Source organism: Paracoccus sp. KKT209 (genome assembly GCF_055635455.1).
This window is the reverse complement of record NZ_CM145758.1, coordinates 1,923,422-1,938,940: the sequence shown is the minus strand read 5'-3', so window position 1 is coordinate 1,938,940 and position 15,519 is coordinate 1,923,422. Positions and strand designations below refer to the sequence as shown.

Below are 15,519 nucleotides of genomic sequence, written 5' to 3'. Positions count from 1 at the left end.
GCTACGGCACCCGGACCTGATAATTGTTGTTGCCACATGCCAAAGCCAGCGCTTAGGCTTGGTCTTGCGCTGAACAACCAACGATAACAGGGAGAGCGCCTTTTGTTGGACGACCGCCGTAGCGACGCCTTTGTCGCTTTTGAGCATGTGCAGAAAAGCTATGACGGACAGTCACTTGTCGTCAAAGACTTGAATCTTTCGATCGGAAAGGGCGAATTCCTGACCATGCTGGGGCCGTCCGGTTCCGGCAAAACCACCTGTCTGATGATGCTGGCCGGCTTTGAGACCGCCACCAATGGCGAGATCCGTCTGGACGGGCGTCCGATCAACCAGGTCCCGCCCCACAAGCGGGGCATCGGCATGGTGTTCCAGAACTATGCGCTGTTTCCCCACATGACCGTGGGCGAAAACCTGTCCTTTCCCTTGGAAGTCCGCGGCATGTCCTCGGCCGATCGCAGCGCGCGCGTGGCGCGGGCGCTGGACATGGTGCAGATGGGCAAGTTCGCGAACCGCCGTCCGGCTCAGCTGTCGGGCGGCCAGCAGCAGCGGATCGCCTTGGCGCGGGCGCTGGTCTTTGATCCCGAACTGGTTCTGATGGACGAGCCCCTGGGTGCCCTGGACAAGCAGCTGCGTGAACACATGCAGTTCGAGATCAAGCACCTGCACGAGGAACTTGGAATCACGGTTGTCTACGTGACCCATGACCAAGGCGAGGCGCTGACGATGTCTGACCGGATCGCCGTCTTCAACGACGGGCGGATCCAGCAGCTGGCCCCCCCGGCGGATCTCTACGAACGACCCGGCAACAGCTTTGTCGCCAGCTTCATCGGCGAGAACAACGCACTACCCGGCACGATCGAGCAGCTGGACGGCGACAAGGCCTTGGTCCGGCTGGACGACGGCGGCGTCATCGACGCCACCGCCGTCAACATCCGCGAGAAGGGCCAGCGCACAACCGTGTCGATCCGCCCCGAGCGCGTCGAGTTCAAGCCCGAGATGATGCCCCCCGGCGCCCACACGATCGAGGCCCAGGTGCTGGAGGTGATCTATATGGGCGACATCCTGCGGGCACGCCTGCGCGTTGCGGGCAGCGAAAACTTTGTCATGAAGATGCGCAACACGATCGGTCAGACCCGGCTGGATGCGGGGCAGGCGATCCGCATCGGCTGGCATCCGCAGGATGCACGCGCCCTCGACCCGATCTGACGCGGTGACGGGGATGCAGCAGACCCAGACCCCGTGCCCCGGCTCCTTCGGAACCGCAGCGGCGCGGGGACTGGGCAGGCTGAGGCGCCGGTCGGAAGTCCGCTGTCCTGCCCCTGCCGCGCGTGGCGAAAGTTCGTCTGATCGCGGCTGCTGCCAAGGCATTTGCCCCTGGACACCCGCGGCGCCCCGGCGCCGAACGAGGGTCCGGACGGGCGATCACCTGCCGGTACCGATCCCCGCCTGTGCGCCGGATCGGTCTGCCGGCCTGGCTCATCGGCCGGGCGTTCCGCGCCCGTCCTTGCCCGCAAGGGCCAACCATATCGGGCGCGAAGCCCGGACTGCATCAATGGGAGCTTAACGTGAAAACCATCCTTATCCTGACCACCGCGCTGACCGGCGCGGGCTTTGCGGCCAATGCAAAAGAGGTCAATGTCGTCTCCTGGGGCGGCGCCTACGAGGTCAGCCAGGTCGAGGCCTATAACAAGCCCTTCACCGCCGAGACCGGCATCAAGGTCAACATGATCGCCGCCGACAACCCGTCCACGCCGCTGAAGGCGCAGGTCGAGGCCAAGAACGTCACCGGCGACGTCTTTGACATCGAGGTGTCGGATGCCATCCGCCTGTGCGACGAAGGCGCTCTGATGGAGATCGACCCCGACATGCTGCCGGCCGCGCCCGACGGCACCCCGGCCAGCGAGGACTTTGTCGACGGCGCGCTGCTGGATTGCGCTGTCGCCAACATCGTCTGGGGCACGGTCATCTCGTACAACACCACCAAGTTCGAGGGCGAGGCGCCCAGCACGGCTGCCGATTTCTTTGACACCGAGAAGTTCCCCGGCAAGCGCGGCCTGCCCAAGAACCCCAAGCGCACGCTGTACCTGGGCCTGATCGCCGACGGCGTCCCCGCCGCCGAGATCTATGACGTGCTGGGCACGGAAGAGGGCATCGACCGCGCCTTTGACAAGCTGGACACGATCAAGTCCGATGTCGTCTGGTGGGAAGCCGGCGCGCAGCCGGTGCAGCTGCTGGCGGATGGCGAGGTCAGCATGACCACCGTCTACAACGGCCGGATCTTTGACGCGATGGTCGCCGAGAACCAGCCCTTCGACGTGATCTGGGACGGCCAGTACATGGATCTGGACATGTTCGTGATCCCCAAGGATGCGCCGAACCCCGAAGCCGCGATGGAATATCTGAAGTTCTCCACCGACACGCAGCGCCTGGCCGATCAGGCCAAGTACATCAGCTATGGCCCGTCGCGCAAATCCTCGGCCGAGCTTGTCGGCCTCTACCAGGACGGCAAGACGGAGATGGCGCCGCACATGCCGACCAACCCCGAGAACATGAAGAACGCCGTTCTGGACAACCCGGAATTCTGGGCGGACCATGACGCCGAGCTGACCGAGCGCTTCAACAGCTGGCTGGCTTCTTCCTGATCCCAAATGCCGCCGCCCCGTTCCGGGGCGGCGGTCTCTCAGACGACCGGGGACGACATGGCGCACGCCGCACTTGATCCACATGCCGCCATCGCCACCACCGCATCCGGTGTGGGGTCGGGCACATTGACCACAGCCGACGGCCAGCCGCTGGCCCGCGCCCTGGCACGCAGCCAGCGCCGCGCGCGCCGCCGTGCCTTCCTGCTGGTGCTTCCGCTTCTGGCCTTCATCGTGATCACCTTCGTGGTGCCGATCGGGCAGATGCTGCAACGCTCGTTCTACAATGACGGGTTTTCCGCCAACATGCCGCAGGTCTCGGCCTGGTTCGCGGAGACCGAACGCGGGACCCAGCCTGACGACGCGGCCTGGGCGGCACTGGCCGCCGACCTGGTCGCCACCTCCCAAGCGCGCAGCATCGGTGTCGTGGGAACGCGGATCAACTATGACCTGCCGGGGTCGCGCTCGCTGTTTACCTCGACCGGGCGCAAGCTGCGGGACGGGCTGGAGCCGCCCTATCGGGAGGCGCTGCTCGAGATCAACGAGGACTGGGCCGACCCGCAGCTGTGGTCGACCATGCGCGAGGCCTCGACGCCCATGACCGCGAACTTCTACCTGGCCGCGGCCGACCGCACCCGCGACACCGAAGGCAACATCCAGCAGGTGGACGAACGCCAGCAGGTCTATGTCATGCTGTTCGGGCGCACCTTCTGGCTGTCGGCCGTCATCACCGTGCTGACCTTCATCCTGGGCTTTCCGATCGCGCATCTGCTGGCCACGCTGCCGATGCGCAAGTCGAACCTTCTGATGATCCTGGTGCTGCTGCCCTTCTGGACGTCGCTCCTGGTCCGCACGACCAGCTGGATGGTGCTGCTGCAGCAGCAGGGGGTGGTCAATGACATCCTGGTCTGGCTGGGCGTGATCGGGGGCGGCCAGCGGCTGCAGATGATCTACAACCAGACCGGCACGATCATCGCAATGACCCATATCCTGCTGCCCTTCATGATCCTGCCGCTCTATTCGGTGATGCGGACGATCAACCCCTCCTATGTCCGCGCCGCGCGCAGCCTGGGGGCGACCAGCTGGACGGCCTTCCGCCGCATCTATTTCCCGCAGACGCTGCCGGGGCTGGGGGCAGGGGCGATGCTCGTCTTCATCCTGGCGGTCGGCTACTACATCACGCCCGCGCTGGTCGGCGGCTCCTCGGGTCAGCTGATCTCGAACATGATCGCCATGCACATGACCGACACGCTGAACTGGTCGATGGCGGCGGCGCTGGCGGCCCTGCTGCTGGGATCGGTGCTGATCCTCTACTGGCTCTACGATCGCCTCGTCGGCGTCGACAACCTGAAATTGGGGTAACCTATGGCCGTTCCAACCTATGCAAGCCCGCTGGAGCGTGTCTGGCACTACAGCTACCTGGCGATCTGCGCGGCGATCTTCTTCTTCCTGATCGCGCCGATCGTCATCATCATCCCGCTGAGCTTCAACGCCGAGCCCTATTTCACCTTCACCCCGGCCATGCGCAGCCTGGACCCGGACGGGTTCAGCATGCGCTGGTACCAGAGCCTGCTGACCTTTGGCATGCAGAACCCGGACGCCCAGGGCTGGGCCTTCTGGGCCGACGCCTGGAACAACGCCAACTGGATCAAGGCGGCCAAGAACTCGATCATCATCGGCTTCTTCTCGACGCTGGTGGCGACGGTGCTGGGAACGCTGGCAGCCCTTGGCCTGTCGCGCCCCGAGATGCCGTTCCGGCGGGCGATCATGGCGATCCTGATCTCGCCCATGATCGTGCCGCTGATCATCACGGCCACGGGGATGTTCTTCTTCTACTCGAACCCCTGCGAGCTGCTGACCCTGATCGGGCTCACCCCCGAATGCGGGCGTCTGGCGGGAACCTATCTGGGCGTGATCCTGGCCCATGCGACGCTTGGCATCCCCTTCGTCATCATCACTGTGACGGCGACCCTAGTGGGCTTTGACCAGTCGCTGAACCGTGCCGCAGCCAGCCTGGGCGCGAACCCGCGCACGACCTTCTTCCGGGTGACGATGCCGCTGATCCTGCCGGGCGTCATCTCGGGTGCGCTTTTCGCCTTCGTGACCTCGTTCGACGAGGTCGTGGCGGTGCTGTTCATCGCCGGCCCTGACCAGCAGACCATCCCGCGGCAGATGTGGAACGGCATCCGCGAACAGATCAGCCCGGCGATCCTGGCCGTGGCCACCCTGCTGGTGATCTTCTCGATCGCGCTGCTGACGACGGTCGAACTGCTGCGCCGCCGGTCCGAGCGGATCCGGGGCGTGACCCCTCGATGACCCCCGAGGAGCTGGAGGACGCGGCGGCCCGCCCCGCGCCTCCGGCCTTTACCGGCCTCAGCCGCGCACAGCGCGCGCATGGGCGGCAGCTGGCGGCGATCCATGACATGTACCGGGCGGAGCTGGCGGGCGTGGCCGATCTGCTGGCGCGCATCAGGGCCCGGACGGCCGATCCCGCGCAGCTGGCCAAGGCTGTCGATGACATGCAGCTGGCGCGGAACATGGCGCAGTTCGGCACCGCCTGCGGGCGCGACTGCGCACTGCTGCAGAACCATCACGACATCGAGGAACAGTGGGTGTTTCCCGCCGTCGCCGTACGGGCCGGGGCGCCGCTGGCCCCGGTGCTGGAGCGTCTGGTGGCCGAACATCGGGTCATCCACCGCCTGATCGGAGACCTTCGCCAGGCCGCGCGGACGCTGGTCTCGGATCGCGGCATGGCCGCCTTTGCCCAATGCGCGGATCGCTTCGACGCGCTGGACCGGGCGATCCGGTCCCATTTCGGCTATGAGGAAACCGCGCTGGAAGGTGCCCTTGGCGCCTATGACGTTCCGATCTGACCGCTCAGGGCAGCAGGTTCAGCCACATCCACACCGTCAGCGTCGACAGCGCCGTGGCCATCAGAACGCTGGAGGCCGCGACACGGCGCGCCGCGCCATAGATATTGGCGAACAGATAGGCGTTGACCCCGGGCGCCATTGCCGCCGTCAGTGTGGCCGAACGCATGCCCGCCACGTCCAGGTCCAAAAGCCGCCCCATGCCGAAGGTCACGGCCGGATGCAGGATCAGCGCGCAGGCGCAGCACATGCCGATCGCCGCCATGTCGCCTTCGGGACGATAGCGATACAGCACGCCGCCCAGGCCGAACAGCGCGGCCGGCAGGGCGGCGCGGGCGATCATGTCGACGGCGTCCCAGAAGCCCTGCGGCATGACCAGCCCGGCCTGCATCAGCAGGTTCATCGACAGGCCCGCGATGATGCCGATGACCAGCGAGGTGCGCAGCACGCCCGTCAGCGCGCGCAGCGCGACGCGGCCGATTGACAGTCCGGTGCCCTTGGCCCGCGTGAACTCCATCACCGTGATGCCGAAGGTGTAGAGCATCGGGGAATGCAGCGCGATGATCGCCCAGTTCCCGTCCAGTGCCGCGGTGCCATAGGCGCGTTCGGTGATCGGGACCCCCAGCAGCAGCGTGTTCGAGAACAGGCAGACGAAGCCGATGGCGACGCAATCCATCGGCGGGCGGCGCAGCAGGAACCGTGCCCCGGCCCATCCCGCCGCATAGCTGGCAAAGGCGCCCGCGTAGAAGGGGATCAGCAGCTGCGCACGGAATTCACTGTCCAGGTCCAGGCGCGCCATGGACGCAAACAGCAGCGTCGGCACCGCAAAGTTCTGAGCAAAGTTCATCAGCCCGTCGACGGCGCTGGTTCCGAACCAGCCACGCCAGGCCACCAGATAGCCGAACCCCACCACCAGGAAGACCGGCAGGATGATCGTGAACAGCACGCTCATATGGCGGCGGGCAGGTCCGGCGTCTGCGCCTCGATCTCGATCTGCATGCCGTCGAAGGCGGGGGATACGTTGTCCGGGGTCGTGGCCGCGACGGTGGCGTAATCCATGTCGATATGCATGTTGGTCAGCACCGCCCGGGGGCTGCGCGACCGCGCGATCCAGTTCAGCGCCAGGGCCAGATGCGCATGGCTGGGATGGGGTTCGGGGCGCAGCGCATCGCAGACGAAGACCGGCGCATCCTGGATCAGCGGCCAGGCGGCATCGGGAATGTCGGACACGTCGGGCAGGTAGACCAGCCCGCCGATGCGGAAGCCCAGGGCCGTGATTTCTCCGTGCTGGACGCGGAAGGGGATCAGCGTCATCGGCCCGCCGGGGCCGTCGATGGTGATGCTGTCCCTGATCAGGTTCAGCTGGCAGATCGGGGGATACTGGCTGCCCTCGGGCGTATCGAAGACATAGCCGAAGCGCGCGATCAGCGCGTCCGCCGTCGACCGATCCGCCCAGAGTGGCAGGATCCGGCGGGCGTTGAAGACCAGTTGTCTCAGGTCGTCGATGCCGTGGACATGGTCGGCATGGGCATGGGTATAGACTACGGCATCCAGCGTCGCGACCTGCGCGTCCAGCAGCTGCGGCACAAGGTCGGGGCCAGTGTCGATCAGCACCTGGGTGGTCCCGCCCGGTCCGTCGCGTTCGACCAGCAGGGAACAGCGGCGGCGGCGGTTCCTGGGTTCGGCGGGATCGCAGGCGCCCCACCGGCCGCCCAGGCGCGGAACGCCGCCCGACGATCCGCAGCCCAGGATGGTCGCGCGGATCATGCCGCGGCCTTCCAGAACAGCCGGTCGAAGTTCGCGGAAGTGCGGGCCGCAAATTCGGCATAATCCAGGCCAAAGACCTCGGCCCCCACTTCGGCGGTCTTGGCGACATAGGCGGGTTCGTTCCGGCGCCCGCGATGCGGGGGCGGGGCCAGATAGGGGCTGTCGGTTTCCACCAGGATGCGGTCGATGGGGGCCGCGGCAAAGATCTCGCGCAGCTCGGCCGAGCGCGGAAAGGCCGCGATGCCCGACATCGACAGGTAGAAATCCAGCTCCAACGCCGCCCGCGCAAGGGCCGGGGTCGAACTGAAGCAGTGCATGACGCAGGAATAGGCGCCGGCGCGGTGCTCCTCGGTCAGGATGCGGATCATGTCGTCGTCGGCGTCGCGGGCGTGAATGATCAGCGGCAGGCGCGTGCGGCGGGCGGCCTCGATATGGAGGCGCAGGCTCTCCTGCTGCCGGGCGGCGCTTTCGGCGGTGTAGTGGTAATCCAGCCCGGTTTCGCCGATGCCCACGAATTTCGGATGCCGGGCCAGGTCGACCAGCTGGTCGACCGTCGCCATGGGTTCCTCGGCCACGCTCATCGGGTGGGTGCCCGCGGCGTAGAAGACGCCGTCATGCGCCTCGGCCAGCGCGCGGACGGCCGGCTCCTGGCGCAGGCGGGTGCAGATCGTCACCATCCGCGTCACGCCTGCGGCGCGCGCGCGCGCGATCAGGGCGTCATGTTCGCCCTCGAAATCGGGAAAATCCAGATGGCAATGGCTGTCCACGAGGGCCGGGGGGGCCGCGTCTTGCATCAATCAACCTCGATCAGGCGGGGCAGAGGCGGCAGGCGGCAGCTGCGCCAGTTCCAGCACCATATCCATCACCAGCGCAGCAGGGTCAAGGTTGACCGCCCGGCCCGCGCGGGCACGCGCCGACAGGCGGGCCTGCGCCTCGGCCCAGATGCGCGCCGCCTGGTCGTCGGGCGACAGGCGGGTCATCAGCGCGCCTTCGCCGCGGGCGGCCTGAGGCAGGGGCGGACCCATCAGCCCGGCGCGGGCCATGCGCGTCAGGAAGCGGTCGATGATCGTGACGGTCAGGTCGAAGGGATCGCCTTCGGCGCCCGCCCGCCCCGCCGCGCCATCGGCAAAGCGGGATGCGGCCAGACGGTCCATCCGGGGCAGGGTCGAAAACAGGTCGACCAACTCCTGATAGCGGTCCAGACCGCCCTGGCCCGCCAGGCGCAGCGCCTCGCCGACCGATCCGTCCGACAGCGCGGCCAGCGCCTCGGCATCCTCGTCGATGCCCATGTCCGACAGGATGCCGCCCATCTGCGCGGGCCTCAGCGGCGACAGCCGCAGCGTCCGGCAGCGCGACCGGATCGTCGGCAAAAGGCCTGCGGGCTGATGCGCGATCATCAGGATCAGCGCATCCGCCGGCGGCTCCTCCAGCACCTTCAGCAGGGCATTGGCGGCCGATGTGTTCATCTCGTCCGCGGCGTCGATGATGGCGACGCGGCGCCCGCCGTCCGAGGCCGACAGGTGAAAGAAGGACAGCAGGCGGCGGATTTCCTCGACGGTGATCTCGGCGCGCAGGCGGCTGGTCTTGTCGTCCCACGGGCGGCGGACCAGCTGAAGGCGCGGTTCGGACAGGGCCGCCACGCGCCGCGCGGCCGGGCTGTCGGGATCGACCGAAAGATCGGAACTGTCGGCGCCCGCCAGCATCCAGCGGGCGATGGCCCAGGCCAGCGTCGCCTTGCCCACGCCGCGCGGCCCGGTCAAAAGCCAGGCGTGGTGCAGGCGGTCGCCGCGGGCGGCCTGGACGAAATTGGCGATGGCCGCATCCTGGCCGATCACACTCGGGGCCTGACGCGGATGGGACGCGCCCGGCACGCGGTCGGGTTCGGGGATCTCGTCGATCTCGGTCTTCACAGGGCGGACCTGACCCGTGCCGCGACCTGCTGGGGCGGGCCGCTGCCGTCGATCAGGCGCACCCGGTCCGGATATTCCGCCGCCAGCGCCCGGAAGCCCTGTGCCAGACGCTGCTGGAATTCCAGCCCCAGGCTCTCGAACCGGTCCTCGGCCCCGCCGCGCGCCATGCCGCGTTCAAGCCCGATGACGGGGTCGATGTCGATGACGAAGGTGCGGTCGGGCTCGACCCCGATCATCAGCGCGTGCAGGCGGTCGACCATCGCGCGCAGGTCGGCGCGGGCCGTGCCCTGATAGACGCGGGTGCTGTCGGCAAAGCGGTCGGTCAGCACGCTGCGCCCGGCCGCCAATGCGGGACGGATGGTCCGTTCAAGGTGATCGCGGCGGGCGGCGGTGAAGAGCAGGCATTCCGTCTCGGGCGACCAGCGTTCGCCCGCCCCCTGGACCAGCAGGCTGCGGATCTCCTCGGCGCCGGGGCTGCCGCCGGGCTCGCGCGTCAGCAGCACGTCGCGCCCCTCGGCCTGCAGCGTTTCGGCCAGCAGGCGGGCCTGGGTGGATTTGCCGCAGCCGTCGATCCCCTCGAAGCTGATCAGCATCAGCTGTTGACGGCGCTGATCGCGCGGTTCGCCAGATGCATCACGGCGCCCTTCATCCGGCCCAGAAAGCCGGCCTCGGCCACGTCCGAAACGGCGATCAGGGGCGTCACCGCGTCGCGGGTCCCGGGGATGGTGACGACCAGCTGACCCAGGCGATCGCCCATGGCGATGGGCGCGGGCAGCGGCGAGTCATAGACCACCTCGACCTTGACCTCGTCCTTGGCGCCTGCCGGCACCAGCACGTTCACGCCGCTTTCCGTGGTCAGGGCGACGCGGCTGGCGGTGCCCATCCAGACGGGAACGTCGACCACCTTTTCGCCGGCGGGCACCAGCGTGCTCATGGTGAATTCGCGAAAGGCCCAGTTCACCAGCCGTTCGGATTCCTCGGAACGCGCCCGATCCGAAGGAAGGCCCGAGATCACGAAGATCACGCGCCGCCCGTCCTGTACCGCCGATCCGACCAGGCCATAGCCCGCCTCTTCGGTATGGCCGGTCTTGAGCCCGTCCGCCGTCCATTCGCCATTGCCGATCCGCAGCAACGGGTTGCGGTTGTTCGCGTTGGAAGGCACCCGACCCTTGTAGGTATATTCCGTCAGGCCGAAGTTCTTGTAGAGGTCGGGAAACTCGCGGATGATGTGTTCCGCCAGGACGCCCAGGTCATGCGCCGACATGCGGTGGTCGGGATGCGGCCAGCCCGAGGAGTTGGCCAGATGCGTGTCCGTCAGCCCCAGTTCCGCCGCGCGTTCGTTCATGCGCCGCGCAAAGGCCTCCTCGGTGCCGGCCAGCCCCTCGGCCACCACCACGCAGGCATCGTTGCCGGAATTGATGATGATGCCGTGGATCAGGTCCTCGACCGTGGGGCGGTCGGCAGGTTCCACGAACATCTTCGACCCGCCCATCTTCCAGGCCTTGGTCGAGACGGGGAAGGTCGTGTCCATCGTCACGCGGTCCTCGTGCAGGGCCTCAAACAGCATGTAGAGCGTCATCAGCTTGGACATGGAGGCCGGCGGGATCGGCGTGTCGGCGTTCTTTTCCATCAGCACCGTGCCCGAGGGCACGTCATAGACCCAGGCCGCCGTCGCGTTGGTGTCAAAGGCCTGCGCGGGTGCCGCGAAAGCCAGGACGGTCACGGTCCGAAGCAGGAATGCGCGCATGTCGGGGTCCCTTTGCCAGTTTTGACGATGGTTACATCAAGCCCCGCAGCCCCGCAACGCGGCCGCTTGGGCTGCACGTGAAAATTGATCAGCTGCCGACGGCTTCGCGCCAGTGGCGGCGGCAGAGCGAGACATAGGTCTCGTTCCCGCCGACCTGGACCTGCGCGCCCTGGGTGATCACCCGGCCTTTGGCGTCGCGCCGGATGACCATCGTGGCCTTGCGGCCGCAATGGCAGATCGTGCGCACCTCACGGAGGTCGTCGGCCAGGGCCAGAAGCGCGGCAGAGCCCGGGAACAGCTCGCCCCGGAAATCCACCCGCAGGCCATAGCACATGACCGGGATGCGCAGGTCGTCGGCCACGCGGGCCAGCTGCCAGGCCTGCGCCGTGGTCAGGAACTGCGCCTCGTCCACGAAGACGCAGGCGGGGCGCGGATCGGCACGGTCGATCACCGCGAAGAGATCGCTGTCCGGGCTGAAGGTCAGCGCCTCGTCGGCAATGCCGATGCGGCTGGCGATCCGGCCCTGGCCGGCCCGGCTGTCCAGCGCGGCGGTCACCAGCAGCGTGGCCATGCCCCGTTCACGATAGTTGTACGATGCCTGCAGCAGCAAGGTGCTCTTGCCGGCATTCATCGTGGAGTAGTTGAAATATAGTTTGGCCATGACGACAGCCGCTTACCCAAAGCCAACGGTGCCCACAAGAAAAAGCCGCGAGGAAATCCCCGCGGCTTTCGGTTGCTCAGGCAGGCGCGGGACAGGCCCGCGGCGCCTCAGGCCTGACGGCTTTTCGGCTGGCGCGATGGGCGGCGGGCAGGACGCTTGCTGGCGCCCGCGTCCATCGGCTTGCCGCGACCGCGCTGAACGCCACCGGCCGGGCCTGCGGCCGCGGCCATCGCGGCCGAGGGAACCTCGCCCCCGATGACCGGGATCGTGTTCTTCATCGCCTTTTCGATGGCACGCAGCTCGCCCAGTTCGGCCGGAGAGCACAGCGCCACGGCGCGGCCGTCACGTCCGGCACGGGCCGTCCGGCCAATGCGGTGGACATAGTTTTCCGGCACGTTCGGCAGGTCATAGTTGTAGACATGCGCCACCTCGGGAATGTCCAGGCCGCGGGCCGCGACATCGGTCGCCACCAGCACCTTGGTTTCGCCCTTGCGGAAGGCCTCCAGCGCGCGCTCACGCTGGCCTTGGCTCTTGTTGCCGTGGATCGCGGCGACCGCAAAGCCCCACTTCTCCAGCAGCTTGGCCAGCTTTTCGCAGCCGTGCTTGGTGCGCCCAAAGACCATCGCCAGCTCGTTCGTGTGCTTGGACATGTACTCGGCCAGCAGCGTGGCCTTGTCGCCCTGGCTGACGAAATGCACGCCCTGCTCGATCTTCTTGGCGGCTTGGCCCGGCGGGTTGACGGCAACCTTGACGGGGTTCGTCAGGTAGGTGTCCGACAGCTCCTGCATCAGCTTGGGCATCGTGGCCGAGAACATCAGCGTCTGGCGCTCGCGCGGCAGCATCCGGGCGATCTTGCGCAGGGTATGGATGAAGCCGATGTCCAGCATCTGGTCGGCCTCGTCCAGCACCAGGTAGGTGGTCGCCTCCAGGCTGATGGCGCGACGCTCGATCAGGTCCATCAGGCGGCCGGGCGTGGCGATCAGCACGTCCACGCCGCGCGACAGGCGCTCGGTCTGGACGTTGATCGAGGCGCCGCCGACGACGCGAAAGCTGCGGATCGGGGTACCCTCGGCATAGGCGTCGATGTTCTGCGCGATCTGGGTCGCCAGTTCACGGGTCGGCGCCAGGATCAGCGCGCGGCAGGTCTTTGGGTCGGGCTTCTTGCCGAAGTTGATCAGGCGCGTCAGCATCGGCAGGCCGAAGGCCGCCGTCTTGCCGGTGCCGGTCTGGGCCAGGCCCAGCACATCGCGACCCTCGACGATGGCCGGGATGCCCTGTTCCTGGATCGGTGTCGGCTTGGTCAGGCCCAGGGCGGCGATATTGGCGTTGATGCGATGATCGATGCCCATGTCGGCGAAGGGGCCGGTCGGCAGCGGATCTCGCGCGGGTGCCCGGCGGCCTTCGTTGGAAAGGGCCTGGGGTGCGCTGCGCGGGGTGGATTTGCCGCCACGGTTGGGGCGGCGGCGGGTGTTGTTCTGTTCCATGAACGTCTTTCGTCCCCCGCATCCCCCGTATCGGACGCAAGGGCAGGGGCCGCGCATCAGGCGCGGCCAGTGGCAGGGGTGCAGGCGCGATACGAGGATGCCTGCTGCCTCCCCGCGTGAATGGGAAACTGGAATGGGTGACGCGATCGAAACGAGCCGGGCCATGGGGCCGGGCCGGTGGCTGCTCACGCGGCAGCAGATGGCGTCAGGGGTCAGATGGGGCAGGCGGCCGCGAAAGTCAAGCGCGGTCCGTGCTGTCCAGCCAGATCGTCACCGGCCCGTCGTTCAGCAGGCGCACCTGCATGTCCGCGCCGAACTGTCCCGTTTCGGTCGCGATGCCCAACTGGCGCAGCGCCTGTGCGAAGGCTTCGTAGAGGCGCCGCCCATCCTCGGGCGCGGCGGCCGAGGAGAAGCCGGGGCGGTTGCCGGTGCGGGTGTCGGCGGCCAGGGTGAACTGGCTGACGACCAGCGCCGCGCCGCCCGTGTCCAGCAGCGCGCGGTTCATGCGCCCCTGGTCGTCGCGAAAGATCCTGAGGCGGGCCACGCGGGCGGCCAGCTTGTCGGCCGCGCTGTCGTCATCGCCCTGCATGGCGCAGACCAGGACCAGCAGCCCCGGCCCGATCTGCCCGATCTGCTGCCCCTCGACCTCGACGGAGGCTTCGGCGACGCGCTGGACCAGCGCCCTCATGTCCGAAGCTCCGTTCGGGCGGTGCCCGTCTTCAGCTGCGCCGCGGGTCCGTCGATCGCTGTCATCTGCCTGCTTCCTGTCATTCGGATTTCCTTCAGGGTGCCAGGATGATCCCGATCACCACCATCATCAACCCGATGGTGGAGGCCGCCAGCGCCGCCATGTTCACCGCCAGCACGCCGCGCATCCGCTCGCGCAGCGCCGCGTCGTCCAGGCCGTCGCGCCGCGCCCGGCTGACGGTCCAGATGCACCAGATCAGCGCGCCGAGGCCGATCAGGGTCAGGGCGGCGCCCGTCCAGATGATCCAGTCGTAAAGGCCCATGTCCCGCTCCTTCGTCCCGTTGCGGCATGCCCCTAGCGGCGATTGCGCGTCCCAGCAAGACCGCCTAACACGACCGCCAAAAGCACAGAAGGGACGAATCCGATGCAGGACGATCAGGCCTATGGCGTTGCCGCCGACGAGCTGCGCCAGTTCATCGAGCAGTTCGAGCAGCTCGAGGCGGAAAAGAAGGACATCGCCGAGCGCCAGAAGGAGGTGATGGCCGAGGCGAAGGCCCGCGGCTATGACACCAAGGTGATGAAGAAGATCGTGGCCCTGCGGAAACGCCACCGTGACGATGTCGCGGAAGAGGAGGCGATCCTGGAGCTGTACAAGACCGCCCTCGGGATGGACTGACGCGGCCTGCGGTCCGGCGGCGATGACGCCGCCGGATCAGGGCAGGATGAATTCCACGCCCGGCAGGACCGCGATCTCGGCCACGTCGGCGCGATAGTTCTGCGTGACCTTGTCGACCATGTCCTGGGTCCAGCCGGGCAGGTCCACGTCCTGGTCCAGCGTGCCGGGCAGCGCGTGACGGCTGATCATGTCGCCCCAGATCTCGCGGCGCTGCGCCACCGACATCTGGTCGTGACCCGCCATCGCGTCGCGCAGCCGCGCCAGGCCCAGCTCGCCCAGAAGATCCTGCATGTAGGACAGCCCCCCCGACAGCGGCACGTCCTGGGGCAGGCCCGCCACCAGGCGCAGGACCTCGGGCCAGATCAGAGGCACGTCCTCGTGGCACCACAGCACCAGCCGGCGGCCCTGCACCGCGCGGACCAGCCGCTGGATCGCCTCGCGCCAGCGCAACTGCAGCGGATGGCAGCCCTGCATCAGGTCGTCATAGCCGTTGCCGCCGAACTGCGGCAGCACCTCGGTCAGCAGGGTGGCGGGATTGCGCAGCGCCACGAAGAACTCGGCCTGGGCCGACGGGAACAGCTGCGCCAGCGCGGCCGCCCGCGTGCCGATCTGCGGATAGAGCCCGGCTTGCCCCACCGCGCGACCGGGCGCGCCCATGAAGGTCGGCGTGGACATCACCACCCGACTGGGGTCGTCATTGTCCAGGATCGCGTCCAGCATGATCTGTTCCATGTCGGGCGTGGCGGTGCCGCCGTTGAGCGATTTCAGCGCCTCGTCGAAGATGCCCTGGTGGCGCTTGGGGAGCACGACCTCGGTCCCCGCCTTGCGCAGGGGGGCGCGGTTCTTCAGCAGCGTCTTGAGCAGCCGGTCGCCGTCAGTGCCGTGCACCCCCACGTGGAACACCATCTGCATCGTCGTGCTGTCCCGTCTTTTCTTGTTCCGGTTGTGCCGGTTCGTCGCGCGCAGATTAACCGTCCGCCGTGGACAGTCAAACCGCTTTGGCTTATCGCCAAGGGCATGACCCGGACCGCTTCAGCCCCTTCGCGACGTCGGCACGATCACGCACTTCGGCAGGGC

General features: G+C 67.6%; 17 protein-coding genes. 6 read left to right on the top strand and 11 right to left on the bottom strand.

What is annotated here, in order from left to right; genetic code table 11:
• Window positions 1-102 precede the first annotated feature (102 nt).
• The 5 genes from ACZ2G3_RS09720 to ACZ2G3_RS09700 all read left to right on the top strand — a co-directional run bounded on the left by ACZ2G3_RS09720 (window position 103) and on the right by ACZ2G3_RS09700 (window position 5,512).
• On the top strand, window positions 103-1,206 hold the full coding sequence (locus tag ACZ2G3_RS09720; RefSeq protein WP_419268078.1) for an ABC transporter ATP-binding protein: 1,104 nt from the start codon (window positions 103-105) through the stop codon (window positions 1,204-1,206).
• A gap of 359 nt (window positions 1,207-1,565) precedes the next feature.
• Window positions 1,566-2,642 carry an ABC transporter substrate-binding protein gene (locus ACZ2G3_RS09715; RefSeq protein ID WP_470395635.1) on the top strand — a complete coding sequence of 359 codons (1,077 nt, stop codon included), beginning with the start codon at window positions 1,566-1,568 and terminating at the stop codon, window positions 2,640-2,642.
• Between the two features lie 57 nt (window positions 2,643-2,699).
• A complete protein-coding gene (locus ACZ2G3_RS09710) occupies window positions 2,700-4,001 on the top strand; it encodes an ABC transporter permease (protein WP_470395634.1) in 1,302 nt (433 codons plus the stop codon).
• Between the two features lie 3 nt (window positions 4,002-4,004).
• Window positions 4,005-4,955 carry an ABC transporter permease gene (locus ACZ2G3_RS09705; RefSeq protein ID WP_470395633.1) on the top strand — a complete coding sequence of 317 codons (951 nt, stop codon included), beginning with the start codon at window positions 4,005-4,007 and terminating at the stop codon, window positions 4,953-4,955.
• Window positions 4,952-5,512 (top strand): hemerythrin domain-containing protein, encoded by a 561-nt coding sequence (locus ACZ2G3_RS09700; RefSeq protein ID WP_470395631.1) that lies wholly within the window; start codon window positions 4,952-4,954, stop codon window positions 5,510-5,512. Before ACZ2G3_RS09705 ends, ACZ2G3_RS09700 begins: the two co-directional genes overlap by 4 nt.
• Window positions 5,513-5,516: 4 nt before the next feature.
• Here the strand turns inward: ACZ2G3_RS09700 and ACZ2G3_RS09695 are convergent, their stop codons facing one another.
• The 10 genes from ACZ2G3_RS09695 to ACZ2G3_RS09650 form a co-directional block, all read right to left on the bottom strand.
• Complete coding sequence (locus ACZ2G3_RS09695) at window positions 5,517-6,461, bottom strand: AEC family transporter (RefSeq protein ID WP_470395629.1); 945 nt, start codon at window positions 6,459-6,461, stop codon at window positions 5,517-5,519.
• Window positions 6,458-7,276 (bottom strand): MBL fold metallo-hydrolase, encoded by an 819-nt coding sequence (locus tag ACZ2G3_RS09690; RefSeq protein ID WP_470395627.1) that lies wholly within the window; start codon window positions 7,274-7,276, stop codon window positions 6,458-6,460. Before ACZ2G3_RS09690 ends, ACZ2G3_RS09695 begins: the two co-directional genes overlap by 4 nt.
• Window positions 7,273-8,070 carry a TatD family hydrolase gene (locus ACZ2G3_RS09685; protein ID WP_470395625.1) on the bottom strand — a complete coding sequence of 266 codons (798 nt, stop codon included), beginning with the start codon at window positions 8,068-8,070 and terminating at the stop codon, window positions 7,273-7,275. Before ACZ2G3_RS09685 ends, ACZ2G3_RS09690 begins: the two co-directional genes overlap by 4 nt.
• A gap of 3 nt (window positions 8,071-8,073) precedes the next feature.
• Window positions 8,074-9,186, bottom strand: coding sequence for a DNA polymerase III subunit delta' (locus tag ACZ2G3_RS09680; protein WP_419268086.1), 1,113 nt, complete (start codon window positions 9,184-9,186; stop codon window positions 8,074-8,076).
• The gene (gene tmk, locus ACZ2G3_RS09675) at window positions 9,183-9,779 is read right to left on the bottom strand and encodes a dTMP kinase (protein WP_470395624.1); all 597 of its coding nucleotides are present in this window, start codon (window positions 9,777-9,779) and stop codon (window positions 9,183-9,185) included. Before tmk ends, ACZ2G3_RS09680 begins: the two co-directional genes overlap by 4 nt.
• Window positions 9,779-10,933, bottom strand: a complete 1,155-nt coding sequence (locus ACZ2G3_RS09670) for a D-alanyl-D-alanine carboxypeptidase family protein (protein WP_470395623.1) — start codon at window positions 10,931-10,933, stop codon at window positions 9,779-9,781. Before ACZ2G3_RS09670 ends, tmk begins: the two co-directional genes overlap by 1 nt.
• An 88-nt stretch (window positions 10,934-11,021) precedes the next feature.
• The gene (locus tag ACZ2G3_RS09665) at window positions 11,022-11,594 is read right to left on the bottom strand and encodes a thymidine kinase (RefSeq protein ID WP_470395622.1); all 573 of its coding nucleotides are present in this window, start codon (window positions 11,592-11,594) and stop codon (window positions 11,022-11,024) included.
• Between the two features lie 107 nt (window positions 11,595-11,701).
• Entirely contained in the window at window positions 11,702-13,078 is a 1,377-nt protein-coding gene (locus ACZ2G3_RS09660) for a DEAD/DEAH box helicase (RefSeq protein WP_470395620.1), read from the bottom strand.
• Window positions 13,079-13,316: 238 nt separating this feature from the next.
• A complete protein-coding gene (gene dtd / locus ACZ2G3_RS09655) occupies window positions 13,317-13,766 on the bottom strand; it encodes a D-aminoacyl-tRNA deacylase (RefSeq protein ID WP_470395619.1) in 450 nt (149 codons plus the stop codon).
• Between the two features lie 94 nt (window positions 13,767-13,860).
• On the bottom strand, window positions 13,861-14,088 hold the full coding sequence (locus ACZ2G3_RS09650) for a hypothetical protein (protein ID WP_419268091.1): 228 nt from the start codon (window positions 14,086-14,088) through the stop codon (window positions 13,861-13,863).
• Window positions 14,089-14,190: 102 nt separating this feature from the next.
• On the opposite strand from ACZ2G3_RS09650, the gene ACZ2G3_RS09645 reads away from it, so the two are divergent.
• Entirely contained in the window at window positions 14,191-14,442 is a 252-nt protein-coding gene (locus ACZ2G3_RS09645) for a DUF2312 domain-containing protein (protein WP_419268092.1), read from the top strand.
• A 36-nt stretch (window positions 14,443-14,478) separates the two neighbouring features.
• Here ACZ2G3_RS09645 and ACZ2G3_RS09640 read toward each other — a convergent pair whose 3' ends face one another.
• The gene (locus tag ACZ2G3_RS09640) at window positions 14,479-15,354 is read right to left on the bottom strand and encodes a hypothetical protein (protein ID WP_470395617.1); all 876 of its coding nucleotides are present in this window, start codon (window positions 15,352-15,354) and stop codon (window positions 14,479-14,481) included.
• Between the last annotated feature and the right edge of the window lie 165 nt (window positions 15,355-15,519).